The organism is Vibrio sp. Vb1729, from assembly GCF_033338655.1.
Taxonomy (GTDB): Bacteria; Pseudomonadota; Gammaproteobacteria; order Enterobacterales; family Vibrionaceae; genus Vibrio; species Vibrio alginolyticus.
In genome coordinates this window covers 1-19,228 of the sequence record NZ_JAWOTB010000032.1, presented here as the reverse complement: position 1 = coordinate 19,228, position 19,228 = coordinate 1, and the positions used below count along the sequence as shown (strand labels likewise).

Annotated in this window: 21 protein-coding genes; 5 read left to right on the top strand and 16 right to left on the bottom strand. The window is 45.5% G+C overall.

The genetic code is table 11. The features are described from left to right. Nucleotides 1-132: 132 nt before the first annotated feature. Both R7E29_RS14705 and fabR read right to left on the bottom strand, forming a co-directional pair. On the bottom strand, nt 133-498 hold the full coding sequence (locus R7E29_RS14705; RefSeq protein ID WP_005378634.1) for a YijD family membrane protein: 366 nt from the start codon (nt 496-498) through the stop codon (nt 133-135). Beyond that, nucleotides 498-1,139, bottom strand: coding sequence for an HTH-type transcriptional repressor FabR (gene fabR, locus R7E29_RS14700; RefSeq protein WP_005378632.1), 642 nt, complete (start codon nt 1,137-1,139; stop codon nt 498-500). The genes R7E29_RS14705 and fabR overlap by 1 nt, the downstream gene beginning before the upstream one ends. A gap of 263 nt (nt 1,140-1,402) precedes the next feature. Between fabR and sthA the strand changes: the two genes are divergently transcribed. Further along, entirely contained in the window at nt 1,403-2,833 is a 1,431-nt protein-coding gene (gene sthA / locus R7E29_RS14695; protein ID WP_005389689.1) for a Si-specific NAD(P)(+) transhydrogenase, read from the top strand. Between the two features lie 57 nt (nt 2,834-2,890). On the opposite strand, the gene dinF is transcribed toward sthA, so the two are convergent. The 3 genes from dinF to lexA form a co-directional block, all read right to left on the bottom strand. Beyond that, a complete protein-coding gene (dinF, locus tag R7E29_RS14690) occupies nt 2,891-4,240 on the bottom strand; it encodes an MATE family efflux transporter DinF (protein WP_017821292.1) in 1,350 nt (449 codons plus the stop codon). Nucleotides 4,241-4,295: 55 nt separating this feature from the next. After that, the gene (locus R7E29_RS14685) at nt 4,296-5,090 is read right to left on the bottom strand and encodes a class I SAM-dependent methyltransferase (RefSeq protein WP_005378679.1); all 795 of its coding nucleotides are present in this window, start codon (nt 5,088-5,090) and stop codon (nt 4,296-4,298) included. A 184-nt stretch (nt 5,091-5,274) separates the two neighbouring features. Beyond that, complete coding sequence (lexA, locus tag R7E29_RS14680; protein ID WP_005378682.1) at nt 5,275-5,895, bottom strand: transcriptional repressor LexA; 621 nt, start codon at nt 5,893-5,895, stop codon at nt 5,275-5,277. A gap of 368 nt (nt 5,896-6,263) precedes the next feature. On the opposite strand from lexA, the gene plsB reads away from it, so the two are divergent. Further along, nucleotides 6,264-8,690, top strand: coding sequence for a glycerol-3-phosphate 1-O-acyltransferase PlsB (gene plsB, locus R7E29_RS14675; RefSeq protein WP_054577274.1), 2,427 nt, complete (start codon nt 6,264-6,266; stop codon nt 8,688-8,690). A gap of 63 nt (nt 8,691-8,753) precedes the next feature. Here plsB and ubiA read toward each other — a convergent pair whose 3' ends face one another. After that, nucleotides 8,754-9,608: a 4-hydroxybenzoate octaprenyltransferase gene (ubiA, locus tag R7E29_RS14670; protein WP_005378684.1), complete on the bottom strand. Its 855-nt coding sequence runs from the start codon at nt 9,606-9,608 to the stop codon at nt 8,754-8,756. Beyond that, nucleotides 9,609-10,148: a chorismate lyase gene (locus tag R7E29_RS14665; RefSeq protein ID WP_017636075.1), complete on the bottom strand. Its 540-nt coding sequence runs from the start codon at nt 10,146-10,148 to the stop codon at nt 9,609-9,611. A gap of 161 nt (nt 10,149-10,309) precedes the next feature. Between R7E29_RS14665 and R7E29_RS14660 the strand changes: the two genes are divergently transcribed. Then, the gene (locus R7E29_RS14660) at nt 10,310-10,720 is read left to right on the top strand and encodes a flagellar basal body-associated protein FliL (RefSeq protein WP_005378687.1); all 411 of its coding nucleotides are present in this window, start codon (nt 10,310-10,312) and stop codon (nt 10,718-10,720) included. Nucleotides 10,721-10,783: 63 nt separating this feature from the next. Here R7E29_RS14660 and glpG read toward each other — a convergent pair whose 3' ends face one another. The 6 genes from glpG to ftsY form a co-directional block, all read right to left on the bottom strand. Continuing rightward, the gene (gene glpG / locus R7E29_RS14655; RefSeq protein WP_017636076.1) at nt 10,784-11,626 is read right to left on the bottom strand and encodes a rhomboid family intramembrane serine protease GlpG; all 843 of its coding nucleotides are present in this window, start codon (nt 11,624-11,626) and stop codon (nt 10,784-10,786) included. Continuing rightward, entirely contained in the window at nt 11,626-11,946 is a 321-nt protein-coding gene (glpE, locus tag R7E29_RS14650) for a thiosulfate sulfurtransferase GlpE (RefSeq protein WP_005378691.1), read from the bottom strand. Before glpE ends, glpG begins: the two co-directional genes overlap by 1 nt. A 493-nt stretch (nt 11,947-12,439) precedes the next feature. After that, nucleotides 12,440-13,297 carry an RNA polymerase sigma factor RpoH gene (gene rpoH / locus R7E29_RS14645; protein WP_005378693.1) on the bottom strand — a complete coding sequence of 286 codons (858 nt, stop codon included), beginning with the start codon at nt 13,295-13,297 and terminating at the stop codon, nt 12,440-12,442. A 176-nt stretch (nt 13,298-13,473) separates the two neighbouring features. Then, nucleotides 13,474-14,442, bottom strand: coding sequence for a permease-like cell division protein FtsX (gene ftsX, locus R7E29_RS14640; RefSeq protein ID WP_005378695.1), 969 nt, complete (start codon nt 14,440-14,442; stop codon nt 13,474-13,476). After that, entirely contained in the window at nt 14,432-15,106 is a 675-nt protein-coding gene (gene ftsE, locus R7E29_RS14635; protein ID WP_005378697.1) for a cell division ATP-binding protein FtsE, read from the bottom strand. The genes ftsX and ftsE overlap by 11 nt, the downstream gene beginning before the upstream one ends. Before the next feature lie 22 nt (nt 15,107-15,128). After that, the gene (ftsY, locus tag R7E29_RS14630) at nt 15,129-16,361 is read right to left on the bottom strand and encodes a signal recognition particle-docking protein FtsY (protein ID WP_258630430.1); all 1,233 of its coding nucleotides are present in this window, start codon (nt 16,359-16,361) and stop codon (nt 15,129-15,131) included. 230 nt (nt 16,362-16,591) lie between these two features. Here ftsY and rsmD point away from each other — a divergent pair, with 230 nt between their 5' ends. Together rsmD and R7E29_RS14620 are read left to right on the top strand one after the other, a co-directional pair. Next, nucleotides 16,592-17,191, top strand: a complete 600-nt coding sequence (gene rsmD / locus R7E29_RS14625) for a 16S rRNA (guanine(966)-N(2))-methyltransferase RsmD (RefSeq protein WP_005378702.1) — start codon at nt 16,592-16,594, stop codon at nt 17,189-17,191. Nucleotides 17,192-17,216: 25 nt separating this feature from the next. Beyond that, on the top strand, nt 17,217-17,483 hold the full coding sequence (locus R7E29_RS14620) for a DUF1145 domain-containing protein (protein ID WP_005378704.1): 267 nt from the start codon (nt 17,217-17,219) through the stop codon (nt 17,481-17,483). Nucleotides 17,484-17,539: 56 nt separating this feature from the next. On the opposite strand, the gene R7E29_RS14615 is transcribed toward R7E29_RS14620, so the two are convergent. The 3 genes from R7E29_RS14615 to R7E29_RS14605 all read right to left on the bottom strand — a co-directional run bounded on the left by R7E29_RS14615 (nt 17,540) and on the right by R7E29_RS14605 (nt 19,142). After that, complete coding sequence (locus R7E29_RS14615) at nt 17,540-18,124, bottom strand: YhgN family NAAT transporter (RefSeq protein WP_005389671.1); 585 nt, start codon at nt 18,122-18,124, stop codon at nt 17,540-17,542. A gap of 106 nt (nt 18,125-18,230) precedes the next feature. Next, nucleotides 18,231-18,452 (bottom strand): YecH family metal-binding protein, encoded by a 222-nt coding sequence (locus tag R7E29_RS14610; protein WP_005378711.1) that lies wholly within the window; start codon nt 18,450-18,452, stop codon nt 18,231-18,233. 69 nt (nt 18,453-18,521) lie between these two features. After that, nucleotides 18,522-19,142 carry a lysoplasmalogenase gene (locus R7E29_RS14605; protein WP_005389670.1) on the bottom strand — a complete coding sequence of 207 codons (621 nt, stop codon included), beginning with the start codon at nt 19,140-19,142 and terminating at the stop codon, nt 18,522-18,524. Nucleotides 19,143-19,228: the final 86 nt, after the last annotated feature.

Here is a 19,228-nt window from a genome sequence, read left to right as displayed (position 1 = left end):
AGTTCTTTTAGTTGTTGATTTCATAACACTCTCCAATTTTGGGGGTGGAAAGTGTCAACCTTATTTAGGACGGCACATCAAATACAAAAAAAGCGAGCTCAATGGCTCGCTTTTTTTATTTGATTCGTTTGCTTATTCCGCAGAAGTCTTCTTACTGACAAAACCTAGCTTCTTACCAATCCATGCGAGTAAGATCATTGAAACCATGATCGCAAAGAAGTTTGAGCCTGCTTCTGGGTATTGCGCTTTAATAAACGCAGAGTGACCAAACGCACCTACGAAGAAGCACGCCAAGCCAACTAATGGGATATCTTCTGATACCGGATTATTTAGGTACTCTTGGTAAAGAGCTTGTACAGCCAGTACGAGTGCAATCAATGGGAAGATTGAAAAAGACACTTCACTCATGGTCAACCATGACAACAAAGCATCACCACACATACCTGCAACCAGTGCCAAAATCAGCGTTTTCTTTTCAGATTTATTTCCATTCGACATTATTCTATCCCGCCTTTTAATCGGTTACGTTCACGTTCTTTGCGATACCAATAGGCCCCTTTGGCTATCATTCGCAATTGCATGATCAATCGCTCGGCGAGTTCATCGCGCTCACGTCGATCTAAATCTAAAGCTTCAGCCCCCGAACTGAAAACCAAAGTCACAGACGCTTCTGCTTGAGTATACGCCTCTTCTCTGGTCACGCCGGTGCTCATTAAATACTCGGTTAATTCTGCCGCAAAATGCTGGATTTCTCGAGCAACAGCGGTACGAAATTCAGCAGAAGTGCCGGAGCGCTCACGCAACAACAAACGAAAAACGTTCGGACTACTTTCAATGAATTCCATAAAGGTTTCGACCGAGGTACGAATTACGCTACCTTCTTTCACAATACGTTGACGCGCCTGACGCATCAGTTGACGTAGTAGCAAACCGCCTTCATCGACCATGGTTAAGCCTAGCTCATCCATATCTTTGAAGTGACGGTAAAAAGAAGTCGGTGCAATCCCTGCCTCTCGGGCGACTTCTCGCAAGCTAAGGCTGGAAAAGCTGCGATCCGCACTTAACTGACTAAATGCCGCATCGATCAATGATCGACGTGTCTTCTCTTTTTGCTGTGCGCGGATTCCCATCGATTTCATTCTTAACTTGCTCTTTTTCTGTAGGGTACAAGAGCCTCAATATAACGCAATTTGCTCCTACGGAGAAAGATATGTTGCTTCGCTCGCTCTGAGCGCCGAGAACGTTACTATTGGCATGCATCTAATTGCAATGTTCTCGATGCAATTTATAGACATACAACATACCAAATCACCCTTTTGGTCGATTCTGCGTGATCACTTCCACTCTCTAACAGGCATTACGTGTACCAATAGAGTAAATGAGTTAAAATCGCGCTAAAGCAATGTTAAGCAAATATAACAAGGAAGGCATCATGGCGCATGTTAATCACTATGACGTGATCGTAATCGGTAGTGGCCCTGGCGGAGAAGGGGCTGCAATGGGATTAACCAAAGCGGGACTGAATGTTGCCATTGTCGAGAAAGAAAGCAGTGTCGGCGGCGGTTGTACTCACTGGGGTACCATTCCATCAAAAGCACTGCGTCATGCCGTTAGCCGCATCATCGAATTTAATAGCAACCCGCTATTTTGTCGAAACAACACCAGCGTTCATGCAACATTTTCTGACATTTTAGGTCATGCTAAATCGGTCATTGATAAGCAAACTCGACTTCGTCAGGGCTTTTATGACCGTAACTCATGCACACTTTTGTTCGGAACCGCGCGATTTATCGATAACTACTCAATTGCAGTGATGCAAAGCGACGGTACAGAAGAAATCTATTCTGCGGATAAGTTTGTCATCGCGACGGGTTCTCGCCCGTATCAGCCTAACGACGTAGATTTCTTGCATGAGCGCATCTACGACAGTGATTCCATTTTGAGCCTGAAACACGACCCTCGCCATATCATCATTTACGGTGCGGGCGTTATCGGTTGTGAATACGCTTCTATCTTCCGCGGCCTTGGAGTGAAAACCGACCTTATCAATACCCGCGACCGCTTGTTGGAGTTTTTGGATAACGAAGTGTCAGATGCGCTGTCTTACCACTTCTGGAACAGCGGTGTAGTAATTCGTAATGATGAGACCTATGAAAAAATCGAAGGCACAGAAGATGGCGTGATTATTCACCTACAATCTGGCAAGAAGATGAAGGCAGACTGCTTGTTGTATGCGAATGGTCGAACAGGTAACACCGATAAGTTGAATTTGGGTGCAGTGGGTCTGGAAGCGGACTCTCGCGGACAACTAAAAGTAAACCGTAACTACCAAACCGATATCGAACACATTTACGCTGTAGGCGATGTCATCGGTTACCCTAGCCTTGCAAGCGCCGCTTATGACCAAGGGCGATTTGTCGCACAAGCCATTACGAAAGGTCAGGCAGAAAACTACCTGATTGATGATATTCCAACGGGTATCTACACCATCCCAGAGATTAGCTCTGTGGGTAAAACCGAGCAAGAGCTAACAGCTGCGAAAGTACCGTATGAAGTAGGACGCTCTTCGTTCAAGCATCTAGCTCGTGCACAGATCGCAGGGAAAGACATCGGCAGCTTGAAGATATTGTTCCATCGTGAAACCAAAGAAATTTTAGGGATTCACTGCTTTGGCGAACGTGCTGCGGAAATTATCCACATCGGTCAAGCCATTATGGAGCAAAAAGGCTCAGCGAATACCATCGAGTATTTCGTCAATACCACCTTCAACTATCCAACAATGGCCGAAGCGTATCGTGTCGCTGCGTTGAATGGTTTGAACCGCTTGTTCTAATCTATGCTTCTTGATAGCAGACAGAAAAACAGCAGGCTTGGACCTGCTGTTTTTATATCAACATTGTGTTAGGAAGGTATCCTTGTGCCATTGGTAGAGAAAGATAACCCCTAAACCAATACCCCGCATCAACATAAAGCTCATCATTGCAAACCACAGCGCGTGATTTTCCCACTCGGCGAATAAGTAAAAGACAACGAAGAAACTGCTGGTCGCGACAAACATACTATTGCGCATGTCTTTGCCTTTGGTTGCACCGACAAAAATGCCATCCAATAGAAAGCACCACATCGACGCAAGTGGCATCACCACCAGCCAAGGTAGATACACCGCTGCTTGCTGTTGTACCACCTCAATTGAAGTGATCATGGCGATCAACTGCGATCCCGCCAAACCAAAGAGCGCGGTCAGTCCTAAGCAAATAACCAAACTCCAAAAGAAAGTGCCGACAAGCGATGCACTCAATTGTTGCCTATCTTTGGCACCAATCGCCTTCCCGACCATGGCCTCGATTGCGTAAGCAAAGCCATCCATGCCATACGAGATAATCATCAGGAAGCTCATCAGAACCGCATTTGCAGCGACAACCTCATCACCAAAGCTCGCACCTTGGAACGTCATAAAGCTAAAAGCCGCTTGCAGACACAAAGAGCGCAAGAAAATATCGCGATTCAATTTCACGAAGCGCCCTAACCCATGCTGAGTGTCAGCAAGTAATTGCTTGGGTGACGGCAACTGACGTGCTTGCCATGTCTTCCACACGCAGACCAAACCAAACGCCATGCCTGAGTAATCAGCAATCACGGATGCAAGCGCAGCACCTTCAACTTTCCAACCTAAGCCCATCACAAATAACAAATCGAGAGCGATGTTGGTGACATTGGTGATGATCACCATCCACATTGGTGCTTTGGAATTTTGCGTTCCGAGCAGCCACCCCAACAACACAAAATTCATTAGTGCTGCGGGGGCACTCCACACACGGATAGAGAAATATTGCATGCCGTAGTGTTTTACCTCTGCGCTGGCGTCACTCCAGCCAAAGATCAAATCAGCTATCGGGGTATGGGCAATAAGGAAGACTAACGCAAACAGCAGCGCCATAAGTGAGCCTTGCATAAACACCAAGGCAAGTTGCTTTCGGTCTTCACCCCCATAGGACTGCGCCGCCAACCCAGTAGTCGACATACGCAAAAAACCAAGCAGCCAAAACGTCACGCTGATCATGGTGCTGCCCAACGCAACACCACCCAAATACCAAGCGTGGTCTAGATGACCAATCACCGCAGCATCGACCAAACCGAGCAATGGAACAGTAATATTCGACAGCACCATAGGTATCGCTAAAGCTAAGACTTGGCGATGAACTTTTGGGTTAGATAAAGGAGAGAAGATTGAATTTGTCACAGGCACCTCATCAGTAAGATCGACGAGTGTACCTGAGCGCTTAACGACTAGCCAATTACCACTTGATGTGAACGAGGACTGGCGTGAGGCGATGCTTCAACATTGGAATCTTATTAAGCCAACGCTGCCAAGCTTTCCAACGAGAACAGAATCTATCGAATGGCGAGAAAGCTTTCACCCATTGTGCCCATGGTAACCATTGCAATATCTGTGCTGCAGGCGCTTCAAAGCCATGAGCATAACGATCAGAGCCAAGCTTTTGCCCCCACTTGGTTTCCGTTAAATCTCCTGCCAGCACCATACACAGTTCAGCAGAAACAAAATGTCGACCCAAGGTTTGAATAAATTTCGCGACTTGGCGCTCTGTGCAATCGAGCAGTGCCATTTCACATAAAATGAGTACTGGTGCTTGCTCTGGAATGGCTAACGTCTCTAGCCACGACATTTCATCCACACTGCCACAGCGATGTTCATAGCGTTCATTTTTGTGGAACAAGCGCTGACGCCATACCAAATTTTCCGTCACATCCAACTCTATCCAATGGCAGCGTCCATTATCCAAACGATAAAAGCGGGTATCCAGCCCCGCTCCGACATTGATTATCCAAGCATCGGGATACTGCTGTAAGAAGTGACTAACCTGCTGGTCACAAAGCTGAGTCAGCGTCACGTGCAGCAATTGCTTCTGCGCAATATCACCACTCAAACAGTCCGGCGCCATCTTACAGCTCAAACACGCTTTAGCAGCTATCGGATCGTACACCAAGCCATTGTCGACCATGCTTTCACGGCTACGCAATAACAGTGGCTTTAATAAATGGTTAGGAACTTGATGTTTAGACTGAGACATGGGCATTTCCTGCGCCAGAGAGAAAACATAGACATTAATAAAGATGATAATGAATATCAATTACATTATCAAGCTTATAAATTGGTCAAAAAAAACAAGGTTAAGATGATGAGCAAGCTTTTGGAGGAAGTAGAAAAAGAGAAAAGACAAAACAGCCCAGATCAACTGGGCTGCTTAAATACACTTACATCCAATCGGTATTACGAATAATACCAACGGCTAAACCTTCAATCGTAAGGTGCTGAGACGTTAAGTCCACTTGAATTGGGGCAAACTCTTCATTCTCAGCATGCAGTAATATGGTTGAACCTTTGCGCTCCAAACGCTTCACAGTCACATCATCATCAACACGCGCAACGACAACTTGACCGTCTCTCACGTCTTGGGTTTTATGCACCGCGAGCAAATCGCCATCCATAATCCCGATGTCTTTCATACTCTCGCCATTTACACGAAGTAAGAAATCCGCTTGCGGTTTGAACATCGCAGGATCGACTTGGTAGTGCGCCTCTACGTGCTCTTGAGCCAGAATTGGCTCACCCGCTGCAACTTGACCAATCAATGGCAAACCCTGCTCATCATTGGCTGCGTCTTCAAGCAGGATACGAATCCCACGAGAAGCGCCTGGAATAATTTCAATTGCTTGCTTACGAGCAAGCGCTTTTAGGTGTTCCTCTGCGGCATTCGCAGAGCGGAAGCCAAGCTCACGCGCAATCTCTGCACGAGTTGGTGGCATTCCGGTGTCATCGATTTTACTTTTAATCAAATCGAAGACTTGTTGTTGGCGTGGCGTTAACGGCTTCATGTCTCACCTGTCTTTTTATACAGTTAACTGTGAGTATATCCAGTAAATGCTCAAATGAAAACCCAATTGGTTGTTTTTTAATTTATTTGTGGGGAGCTTTCAGCTTACCAATTAAGTTCATTCTTTATTCGTTTAAAACACCGACTTTTCAGTTAATCAAGTCAAAGCAATAACTTAGGGGTTCGACTAATTTACAGCCAATAAAATTAAAAGGTTTGACCAGTTTCTGGTATCCTTGCAGCGCTTAAATTTTATCGCCTAGGCTTATTTCTATTGCCGTACTCATCTCTTTTTATAGAGAAGACATGCAAAGCGGAAACTGAAATAAGGTTAGGCCTGTTTGAATACCTATTGAGGCTGTGAACTTTATGTCTTCTGGACAATCATTTTCACGTTCATTACTAAAACTACCTTTATCGGTACTGGTAAAGGGCACCGCAATCCCGTCGAACCCGATTGAAGATCTGAACATCGACCTAACTAAACCGATTGTATATGCCCTGCCGTTCCGCTCGAACGTGGATTTGCTGACACTGCAAAAACAAGCCATGAGCCTTGGTCTACCCGACCCGCTCAGCCCGCTGGAAATCAATGGCAAAACGCTGAACCGTTTCGTCTTTATCGCTGCGCGTCCAACTGTGATGAACAACGATAATGATGTCCCAACCGATTCTGTTTCTCTGTTCACTGACTTACTGGAACTGCACAAGCTGGATAGTGAGTTGGATGTTCAAATGATCCCTGCAACCGTGCTTTGGGGTCGTAAGCCAGGTAAAGAAGAGAACCAAAAGCCTTACCTTCAATCGATGAATGGTCCGCAAAAAGCCAAAGCGGTAATGGCGGCGGGACGCGACTGCTTAGTTCGCTTTAGTCCCGTGGTATCTCTGCGTTATATGGCAGACTCCCACGGTACCGACAGCGCAATTGCGCACAAACTGGCTCGCGTGGCGCGTATCCACTTCTCACGCCAGAAACTGGCTGCTTCAGGCCCAAACCTGCCACAACGCCAAGTGTTGTTTGCTCGTTTACTAAAGTCTCCAGCTATTGAACTGGCGATTGCTGACGAAGCCAAGAGCAAAAACATCTCGATTAATAAGGCACGTAAAGAAGCCCACGACATCATGGATGAAATCGCTGCCGACTTCTCCTATAGTCTGGTGAAAAACGGCGACCGCATCCTGAGTTGGTTATGGACAAAACTATACCAAGGTTTGCACATCAATAACGCCTCGACTGTGCGTCGTTTAGCGCAAGACGGCCACGAAATTGTGTACGTTCCGTGTCACCGTAGTCACATGGACTACCTGCTGTTGTCTTATGTTTTATACCATGAAGGCATGGTACCTCCGCACATTGCGGCAGGCATTAACCTGAACTTCTTCCCAGCAGGTCCGCTTTTCCGTCGTGGTGGGGCGTTCTTTATTCGTCGTAGTTTTAAAGGCAACAAACTGTACTCAACCATTTTCCGTGAGTATCTAGCAGAGCTGTTTGCCAAAGGCTATTCAGTTGAGTACTTCAGTGAGGGTGGTCGTTCACGTACAGGTCGCTTACTGCAAGCGAAAACGGGTATGCTGGCTATGACCATCCAAGCAATGCTACGTGGTCTAAACCGCCCAGTAACACTAGTGCCGGTCTACATCGGTTACGAGCACGTAATGGAAGTGGGCACTTACGCGAAAGAGCTGCGTGGCAAACGCAAAGAGAAAGAAAACGCAGGGCTTGTACTGCGTACTCTGCGTAAACTGCGTAACTTTGGTTTGGGCTATGTGAACTTCGGTGAGCCAATTCAGCTCAACCAATACTTGAACGAGCATGCTCCTGAGTGGACGAAAGACATCGACAGCATGGGTGGTAACAAACCACAATGGATGAATCCTGTGGTCAACGACCTTGCTAATAAGATGATGACGCACATCAACGATGCGGCGGCAGCAAACGCGTTGACCTTGTGTGCAACCGCACTGCTTGCTTCTCGTCAACGTGCACTTTCTCGTGACTCGCTGATCAATCAGATCGAGTGTTACTTAAAGCTACTCAAAAATAATCCGTACTCAAGCACCTCCACTATCCCTACCGAAAGTGCTGAGGAGTTGGTCGATCATGCAATTTCGCTTGATAAGTTCGTGATTGAAACCGATAGCATGGGTGACATCATTTCGCTGGACCGTAGCCAATCGATCCTGATGACCTACTATCGCAACAACATCATCCACTTGTTCGCTCTGCCGTCATTAATTGCCCAAATGCTCATTCGTCAGCGCAACCTTTCGGTAGCCAAGATTCAAGCGAATGTCGCGCAAATCTACCCATTCTTGAAGAAAGAGCTGTTCTTAAGTTACCAAGAAGACGAGTTAGATGAATTGGTCGTTAAAACACTGCATGAATTTGCCGATCAGAAAATGATTAGTCTTGATGGTGATAAGCTAGAGATCAATCAATCGAACAACCAGCCTTTGGTTCTGTTAGGTCGAACGATAACTGAAACGCTGCAACGCTACTCTATCGCGATGAACTTGCTTGTTGCTTACCCTGAGCTGGGTAAATCGGACCTCGAGCAGAAGAGCCAAGATATTGCTCAGCGCCTAGGGCGTTTGCACGGTATTAATGCGCCAGAATTCTTCGATAAAGGTGTGTTTACCGCGATGTTCAATACGCTCAAACAGCAAAAATACCTCGATAACGATGGTAACTGTGACACGAAGAAAACGCAGCAATTTGCACGGCTACTGTTCACTCTGCTTTATCCAGAAGTGAAACTGACGATCGAAGAGAGTATTCACCAACTTCGGTCGTAACCGTTTTACCTTCTTCCAATAAGAAAAAGGCATCCAATCGGATGCCTTTTTCTATTTCTTCGCTTACCAAAATGCGACCAGTAACCCTATCGCTATCACCATGCCAACATAATTGTTGTTAAGGAAAGCCTTAAAGCACAACTCACGCTCACGGTGACGAATTAAGTGCTGCTGATAAACAAACAACGACGCTGCAATCAAAAGGGTCCAGTAGTAACTTTGTCCCAATTGGTAGAACTGCCCTAACCAAACCAACATCGCGAGTGTAATAAGTTGCAACACACCAATAATAAGCTTGTCATGACGACCAAACAGAATTGCCGTCGATTTAATGCCAATCTTTAGATCATCATCTCGGTCTACCATCGCATATTGAGTGTCGTACGCAATGGTCCACAAAGCGTTAATGAGGAACAAAAACCAAACAATCAATGGTAATTCCCCAGTTTGTGCAGCCCACGCCATTGGAATCGCCCAGCTAAAAGCCAAGCCTAAAAATAGCTGTGGAATATGAGTGTAACGCTTCATAAATGGATAGATGAACGCCAACACAATGCCAGCGAAGGATAGCTGAATCGTCAGCGGGTTCATGGTCAGCACTAACAAAAACGAGCTGATACCCAAAACCAAAAATAATCCAATCGCTTCTTTTGCTGTCACTTTCCCTGATGGCAGTGGACGTTGCTTAGTACGCTTTACATGGCCGTCGACTTTGCGATCTGCAAAATCATTAATCACGCACCCCGCACTACGCATTAGGAATACCCCCAATACAAACACGATGAATACATCCCAACTTGGCATCCCTTGGGCTGAGATAATTAGCGCCCAAATCGTTGGCCACATCAGTAACAGTGAACCAATCGGGCGATCCATGCGCATCAGTTGCCAATATGCTTTGGCTTTTTCTGCGGACATTTACACTGTCTCCTTAGCGTAAACTGGTGAATTAGATAAGAATAACTCGGCGACTAGCATCGGTTTGTGATTCATCCACAACCTTGAGCGTCGCGCTAACAAACGTCCTTCTGGTACGGCTACCCATCCCATTTGCAAAGAGTCCCGCTCAACGTTATCTGCGCTGAACACAGTTAGTCCTAATGGGATATCCCCTTGTTGAGCCAAATCATACTGCTGATCAACTAAGGTTGAACGAGGAATCAATGTCCGCCCAATAACCCAGTTGTTATTGTCACCGCACAAAATTACCTCTCTCAGTAAGCAATTTTGTTCGGACAATAACTGGCTTTCGTCCTGTTTTAATGTCGCTGCAGTGACGATCTGATTTTGTAGTAATTCTACCGTTAACGCTTGGCAGTGCTGTTTTAAACGACGTGACAAAGACCCTTGCTCTTCAAGCCAATGCTTGGCAAATTCATTTGGAAATTCGAATTCTTCGGGGTTTTGCCACTCTACTTCCAATAAAGAAGCAAGATAGAGTGATGTTGGCTGATTCATACTAGTATTCAATTGGAGGCTTTATGCGTACAATAAAGCAACAACTTACCGTCCATAGTAATGTATGTAACCGTAAGTTCCGTTATTTGTTATAGACGGCCCATTGTATCAAGACTGAAGCGATTCGAATATCGCGATCCAGAGAAAGAAAAGTTAGAAATATGTACAAACGTTATATAGCCCAAATTATTTTTGCGTTAACCATACTATTCGCCGCACCAAGTTGGGCTGAAACGGAAGAAGCTGGACCTAAGTTGGCATACTTTACCCTAGAGCCTGATCTCACTACTAACTTTTACACCAAAGGCAAAAAGTTAGGTTATGTGCAAGTGCGCATCGACATCATGGTAATGAGTCAACAAGATTTATCAGTTGTTGAGCATCACCAACCTTTGATTCGCGATGCAGTGATTGAATTACTGGGTAAGCAAACAGAAGATACGATTAAGTCCCTGTCTGGCCGAGAAGATCTGCGCAAAACCTTAGTGACGACCCTCAACGAAACACTTTTGCCTGAAACAGGTAAAACCATCATTGCCGATTTGTTGTTTACAAAATACCTTTATCAATAAACCCAAATCCGTTTTGAACATAAAAAAAGACCGCCCTTGAGCGGTCTTTTCATTTCATCTGCTTTAGGCTTGCTGTTGGTATTTCATCTTGCCTGAATCAAACAGCGCAATCGCCATCCCCGACAGTAGCCCAACTAAGTGAGCGGTGTTTGCAATCGCCATAAATGGCTGCACAAAACCAAGAACTAACCATACCAACATAAAGACGATAATTGGCTTGGGTAGCGTAAGGCCTAAATGTGGCAAGCGGTAACCCAATATCCACAAATAACCAAGCAGTGCATAGACCACACCAGACAAGCCGCCGAAGTTAGCCCCTTCAACATAGAACTGGCCTGCCCCTGAAAGCGCTGCCGACACCACAAAGAGTTGCAATAGCTTACCGGAACCGAGACGACGTTCGATGTCGCCCCCCAACTGCCACCACCATAGTAAGTTAAACACGATGTGAGTTACTGAAAAGTGCAGTAACGCATGACTTAGCCATCGCCACACTTGCCATTGTTGCCCCTCAAAAGCCGGGAAGTGCAACAACTTAAACACGCCATTGCCAAAGCCAAACATTTGTAACAAGTAGATGATGATACAGACTGTCATGATCAGCAAAGTCATGGGGCCAGCTTTCGCTTTGACCATGCTCATGATACTCGGGCTGGAATAATGAAATGTGCTCTTACGAGTATCGGCAACGTCCCACGAGGCGGCGCTGTATTTTGAATCAGACGGGTTAGCAAGGAACAGCTTAAGTTCGGCTTCCGCTTCTATTTCATGCTGGCTATCAGTCAGCCACAGCGCAAATTGCCCATCCCCTTCAGGCATCATTTCGATGTCAATTTGGCGAGAGGCCATATAATCAATAAAGGCTTGCGCCATACGTGGATTATTTAACGTTACCAATCTCTTCATTAACTTCTCACTATCGGTAGTTCTGCTCGATGCCAGGCTTCAAAGCCACCATCTACACTGTACACCTGTTCAAAGCCTTGGTTAACCAAATATTGCGCCGCACCTTGGCTACTAATGCCGTGGTAACACATCACTAGAATAGGTTGTTCGAACTCCACTTCATCCATAAACGCAACGATCGTATCGTTAGTTAAGTGATACGCGGACTCCGCATGCGCAACGGCAAACGATTGAGGGTCACGGATATCTACAAGCTTCGCATCACCCTGCTCGAGCAGCGCTTGCGCACCTTGTACATCGATATGCTTAAACTGATCCATTTACTTTCTCATTGTCTTATTAATATACCCAAGCAACCTCGAACCTAACGTACTAATCAGCACCCGTGGTACAGCATAAAATCCATATTTGAAGCTGCTTGGGTATACTGCCGCTATTGTAACCTATCCAACGGCAAACTTAGACACATGGATAATCAGGGTTTTCAAAAATGTACACATTCCAACCATTTGTGGATAAAGCTGTGAATTGCGTTGATAAAGTGTATTTGGATCTTTTGATCCACAATATGTAGTGATGATCCTGATCTAACTGTGTGTATATCTATAACTATCCCCAGATGGAAAAGTGCTTGAATCCCTTGTTTTGTCCGGGTTTCGAACAGTTGATAAATAATTACTTCACAGAGTTATACACAGGTAGCACATAAAATCCGGATCGCAAACGCTATCGATTTTCGATCGACAATAAAAAAGCCGAGATCACATGATCTCGGCTTTCTATGAAAATCTTACTTTCAATTAGCAGTGGAAATTAAAATTCACCCACGGCCAATTTTAGTTTCTTCATTGCATTTTTTTCTAGCTGGCGAATACGCTCGGCAGAAACACCGAACTCATCAGCTAAGTCTTGCAATGTTGCTTTCTCATCATCTAACCAACGAGAACGCACGATGCGCTGACTACGCTCATCCAAACTCGCTAATGCATGACCCAAGCGATTGTTGGTGTGCATTTCCCAGTTGGCGGCTTCAATGTTGTCGGCCACATCAGACGATTTGTCTTCTAGGTATAGCATCGGCGCTGTGTAAGCGTTTGAACTGTCGTCTTCATCAGTTGGCATATCAAAGGTTGAATCCACCGCCGCTAAGCGTGATTCCATCTCGCGAACTTCAGAAGGCTCAACACCTAACTCGCGCGCAACGGTTTCCACTTCACCGTTGTTAAACCAACCCAAGCGCTTTTTCGACTTACGCAGGTTGAAGAACAATTTACGTTGCGCTTTAGTGGTCGCAATTTTCACGATACGCCAGTTACGTAGCACGTATTCGTGGATCTCTGCTTTGATCCAGTGGACAGCAAAAGAAACCAAGCGAACCCCTACTTCTGGGTTAAAACGCTTAACGGCTTTCATTAGACCGATGTTACCCTCTTGCACAAGATCCGCCATTGGCAAACCGTAGCCAGAGTAACCACGAGCAACGTGAACAACGAATCGTAGGTGCGAAAGAATTAGACCTTTTGCAGCCTCAATCTCACCTTTATAGTGTAATCGTTCTGCCAGCTCACGCTCTTCGTCTGCAGTCAGCATTGGGTAGCTGTTTACTGAGCGAATATAGCTATCAAGGCTATCTTGCGTGACTAGAGCCATCGGATACGCTTCTTTTGTCATTCAATTCCTCATCAATCTCTGATCTGGAGCATTACATTGCAATTTAGCTTCGATATCTTGAACTCAAAATGAACAAGTTTCAAGAAGGGGAAGCAATTATCCATAAACATTTGGTCTAAGCAAGGGTTCAAAATTAGCTAGTGCTAATGAAATCCAAGTAATAAGACCGCCATCACTTAAACTGGTTCAATTTCTTTTAAATGTCGTTGCGCAGAAAAGCGCGCCGCAATACATCCCAAAAGACTCCCAATGATGATTAGTAACAAAGATTCATCCCAACTTAGACCAATCAGGCGGAACTGGCTATCGTACAACGCAGCAAGGTCTTCCACCGCACTATTCATGACAATGGTCACTAAAGCCGTTACCAACCACGCAATAGTGGCACCTAACACGCCAAACCACATACCTGTGTACAAGTAAGGGCGCAGAATGAAACTGTCCGTCGCACCGATCAGTTTCATGGTTTGAATCTCTTCTTTATTCGCCAGCACATTAAATCGCAATGTATTGCCAACGATTAAAAATACCGCACCGAGCATCAGCACTGTCAGGGTAATGACAATAATACTCGCGAGAGTTTTGATGGCATCAAGACGCGCTAGCCAGTCTTCGTCAAGTCTCACGTCGGTCACATCTTGTTGCTCTCGAACGTCTTTGGCTAATGACTGAATATCACTTTTTAGCTCCGAATCTGGCGTAATCACCAACACACCAGGTAGCGCATAGCCACTTAAGAGGCTGATAGCTTGGTCGAACCCTGCATATTGGCTTAAATCAGATAGACCTTGTTGCGGTGAAATATACTCTACCTCTTTTACCAAAGGCCAAGTTTCAATTTGATCTTTGAGAACCATCACTCGCGCATCCGGCATACCTTCAACTAAGTAAGCACTAACTTGTGAAGGAGAAGCGACATCTTCCGCTGCCCCCGCAACGTTTTTCCCCAATAGATACAAACAAGCTGGCATGGCAAGTGCCATGGAGATGACCGCTAGAGTCAGAATGTTGCCTAGTGGTCGTTGCCATAAGGCGCTAAAAGAGGATTTAGCTTGTTTTGCGTGGACAGAGAAAAAACCATCGGTATTCGCACGCTTGGCACTGCGGCCTTTCCCCTTCTTTTGGGAGTGCTTGTTACCTGCCATAGTCTTCTACCTCACTTAGGAAGCCTTGGTTCAATTCAAAATGACGATACTGTGGGCGAGTGTTTACTAACCCCACATCGTGCGTGGCAAGTAGGATAGTCACGCCCGCACGGTTAAATTCTTCGAATAGACGCAACACACGGTTGGATAATTCTGGGTCAAGGTTACCCGTAGGCTCATCAGCCACCAGCAACGTTGGTCGATTAACCACAGCACGGGCAATACCGACGCGCTGTTGCTCACCACCAGAAAGTTGACTAGGTAGACAACGAGCTTTATCGAGTAAGCCCGTTTTATCTAACGCCGCAGAAACACGGCGTTTGATTTCGTTTTCAGAAATCGATTCGATACGCATTGGCAGAGCGACATTGTCGTACACACTGCGATCCATCAATAGGCGATGATCTTGAAAAACAATCCCAATATTGCGGCGCAAAAAAGGGATGTCTTTGCCTGGAATACGCGTGATGTCGTGGCCATTAAAATGGATTTTGCCATCGGTTGGTCGCTCTATCGCGCAGATCAATTTCAGCAAGGTACTTTTACCAGCCCCGGAATGTCCGCCTAAAAACGCCATTTCACCGCGCCTCAGGTGAAAATCGACTTTTTGCAGTGCTTGTCGACCACCTCGGTAAGCTTTGCTTACTTGCTGAAATTTGATCACCGTTGATTTCCTCTAACTCTTTTTATTCTTCACGACTAAACAGTGCGTCAATAAACTCTTGAGTTTCAAATGGACGCAAGTCTTCGATACCTTCACCCACACCAATGTAACGAATTGGAATACCGAACTGATCAGCAATAGCGAAAATTACGCCGCCCTTGGCTGTACCATCCAGCTTAGTCAAAGTAATCCCGGTTAGAGGGGCAACATCACTGAAAAGTTTCGCTTGGCTAATGGCATTTTGTCCTGTACCTGCGTCAAGCGTTAGCATGATCTCATGTGGTGCAGATTCATCAATTTTCTTCATCACACGTACAATCTTACGCAGCTCTTCCATTAGGTTCGCTTTGTTCTGTAGACGACCTGCTGTATCAGCAATCACCACATCCACACCACGTGCTTTTGCCGCTTCAATCGCATCATAGATAACAGAGGCACTGTCTGCGCCAGTATGTTGAGCAATCACAGGAACATTATTACGTTCACCCCACACTTGTAGCTGCTCAACCGCTGCGGCACGGAAAGTATCGCCCGCTGCAAGCATCACTTTTTTGCCTTGAGTTTGGAACTGCTTCGCTAGCTTACCGATGGTCGTGGTTTTACCCACGCCATTTACACCTACCATCAAGATGACGTAAGGCGTTTTGTTGCTATCGATTTCTAGTGGCTGTTCGACTTTAGAAAGAATCTCAGCCATTTCTTCTTTCAACAAACCATAAAGGGCTTCGCCGTCTTTCAGATCGCCACGTGTGGCTTTTTCTGTCAGGTTGTTGATGATTTTTGTTGTGGTATTCATGCCCACATCAGCAATAAGCAGTTGCTCTTCTAGCTCTTCAAATAAGTCCTCATCGATTTTCTTACCACTGAATAGACCGAAGAAGCCAGCACCAATATTTGCTTTTGTTCGGCTTAGGCTGCGTTTAAGACGAGCAAAAAAGCTTTCTGTTGGCTTTTCTTGTTCTTGAACACGAGGCGCGGCCGATACGACTTCTGGCTCCTCTGCTTCTGCTTCTGCTTCTGCTTCTGCTTCTGCTTCTGCTTCTGCTTCTGCTGGGGCAGCCTCTGATTGTTTCGCTTCTTCTTCAAGTTCTGGCGTTGCTTCCGCTTGCTCAGCAACCGCTTCGGTTTGCTGCTCTTCAGAAGGCGCTTCCACTGCTTCTTCTTTTACTGTTTCTTCAGTTTTTGGTTTTGGGCTTTGTTCTTCGTCACCAAAACCTAGCCACGAAAGTAATCCGCGCTTCTTTTTTTCCGTCATCTGGGGCTATCCTAGATTGTTCTTTTATCTATTAATGACTCTTTTTTGACAAGATTATTATCTGTCTAAAAAAGGCTAATGACAAAGTTCTGAAAACTTTCCGATTAGGTAATTCTAATCTTATTAGTGTTACACTCTGTCATCTTGAATATTCTGAGCTGTATCCAAGCTCCAAGCTCATTGCTTGGGCGATTAGATATAGTATCACTTTATTAGCGGTCAAAAAATCTATGGTAAGACGTCGCCAGCAAAACTCATCACAAAAAAAGCCAACAACGGGCTTTGTTCGCATTATTAGTGGCTTATGGAGAGGCAGAAAACTTCCTGTACACGATGCTGAAGGCTTACGCCCCACGACCGATCGCGTCAAAGAAACGCTGTTTAACTGGTTAGCTCAAGATGTACCACAGGCAAAATGTCTCGACTTGTTTGCTGGCTCTGGCGGCTTGGGATTTGAGTCAGCTTCGCGCCAAGCAGAGCAAGTGACCATGGTTGAGCTAAACCCACAAGCTTTCCAACAGTTACAAAAGAATGTTGCCTCTCTTAACGCGAACAACATCCAAGTGGTAAATACCGACGCACTGAGTTTTTTGAAGCAACCGGGTTCTGCTCACCATGTGGTGTTTATTGACCCACCGTTTCGCAAAGGTCTATTGGATGAGACCGTGGCTCTGCTAGAACAAAATGGCTGGCTCGCGGAAGATGCGATGATTTATATTGAAACAGAAAAAGAACTCAATATTGCCGACTTACCAGAAAACTGGCAATTACATCGAGAAAAAACAGCAGGCCAAGTGAGCTATCGTCTGTACGAACGTACCTCCGCATAACGCCTCGATTTAAAAGGATACTTAAATGAAAGCACTAATTATGCTGGCCAAAGCGGCTATCGCCTTTGTTTGGTTAGTATTAATCCTAAATATTTTTATGCCCTTCCCCGGCAATGCCGCGATTGCGCTTTACATCATGACCGCTTTTTTGTTCATCATGCACGGTTTACAAATGGCCATCTTCATTGGTGCATTTGGCGACAAAATAAAAATGAGCAGTTGGGAAAAATATTCAATCCTGATTTTTGGTATTTTTGCCCTACTCGATATTCGTCGTAAACACATGATGTAATCGCTCAGATACGAAAAAGCCGCTCTTGTGAGCGGCTTTTTTCTGCGTTTCGTTCGTCACCCAATGTAACTTTTTACACCATCTAAGAACATTTGAGTGGAGATCATCACCAGTAACAAGCCCATTAAGCGTTCTACCGCCTTCAAGCCACGTTCACCCAACAAGCGATTAAAGAAGCCATAAAACATCAGTATAAAAAATGTTGCGCCCCACGCAATTACGACTGATGCTGACATTTCCAACATTTTCTCTGGATGTTGCGAAGACAGTAAAAGCAAGGCTGCAATCACTGAAGGGCCCGCGATCATAGGAATGGCCATCGGAACAATAAAGGGCTCCTCGCCTGCTGCCAGTCCAGTGATGCTGCCAGCACTCGGGAAAATCATCTTAATCGCAATAATGAAGAGAATAATGCCACCTGAAATGCTGAGCGTTTCTGGCTGGACATGCAAAAAACTTAAGATGCTTTGTCCTGCAAACAGAAACAGCATCAAGATCAGTAAGGCAAACAGTAGTTCACGAATCAATACCTTACGACGACGCTTGGGATCGATATGTTTGAGAATAGACAACACAATCGGCAAGTTACCGAGGGGGTCCATGATTAGAAACAGCATGGTCGCTGCAGAAAGAATGTCCATATTCTGGCCTCACCTAAAAAATGGCGGCCAGTGTATAGCAAACTGACAACATGAGTATATGACTGAGGGCGAAAACACCATAGTCACCCTCGATCTTAGCCGCCGTTTAGTGATTGCAAACTCGCGCCATATTGACCACAAACTTACCTTCAAGCTCACGAATTTTGTCGCGCTTGAGCAAAAATGCTAGTAATGCATCTAAGTCTAGATCATTCAGTTTACAGGTGTGAAAGCGAACGCTAGCACCAAAGTGCTGTGTGAGGGCTTCGCGATCCATTGGTGTTTCTCTAAGTAGGTTTAGCAGCTCGTGAGCATGGATTTCACTCATTATTGACTCCAGTTATTAAGAACAATGCGTTCAGTTTACTGAAATCCTCAAGAGCTGCTTTGACTTAAATTAGTAAATGATTGAGGCAACAATGAGGGCATGAGCAAAAAAGTAACTGCCACTCACCCACAAATAGGCGTGTTTCATCGGTTTTCGATAACCGTGTATCGCGTATGCCAGCGCCGAATAGATCAGAACTAAGGTTCCGCTAAAACCGATAGCATTGGCGTAACTCGGCACTTGTAACCAAACTTCACCGGCTGCCCAAGCAAGTTGAACCAGCATCATCCCCATGATCACAACGGGGAATACCAGAGAGTCGAGTTGAGGTAGCAACAAAAAGAACGCCACGATACTCGCTGCAAGCAGCAGGGCCAACAGCCACCAGACAATCTCACCATTAAGCTGCACCCAAAATGACTTGCTGTAGCATACCTGGGCAACCAGATAAGCCGTAAAATAGATTAGCTTACGAGTTTTAAACGAGTGCAGCGTATCTGCCACCATAGACACAATAAGCCCACCCGCAATCCAGTAGGTATATGTTGCGGATGCACCTTGAGTTAACACCAACACAAGAAGAAGTAGCAGAGTAAAGATTTTAAACACGAGGGATTGTGTCGGGTTAGCTTGCTTTGCTCCCAACACGGAATACACACCTGATAGCCCTATCGCCAGCCAACTCCACATGCAGTATACACCTTTTACTTAAACTCGCCGCTAGTCTAGGTAGACCAGTTTTGATGTAAAGACACAATCTACGAAAGTTGGATCTC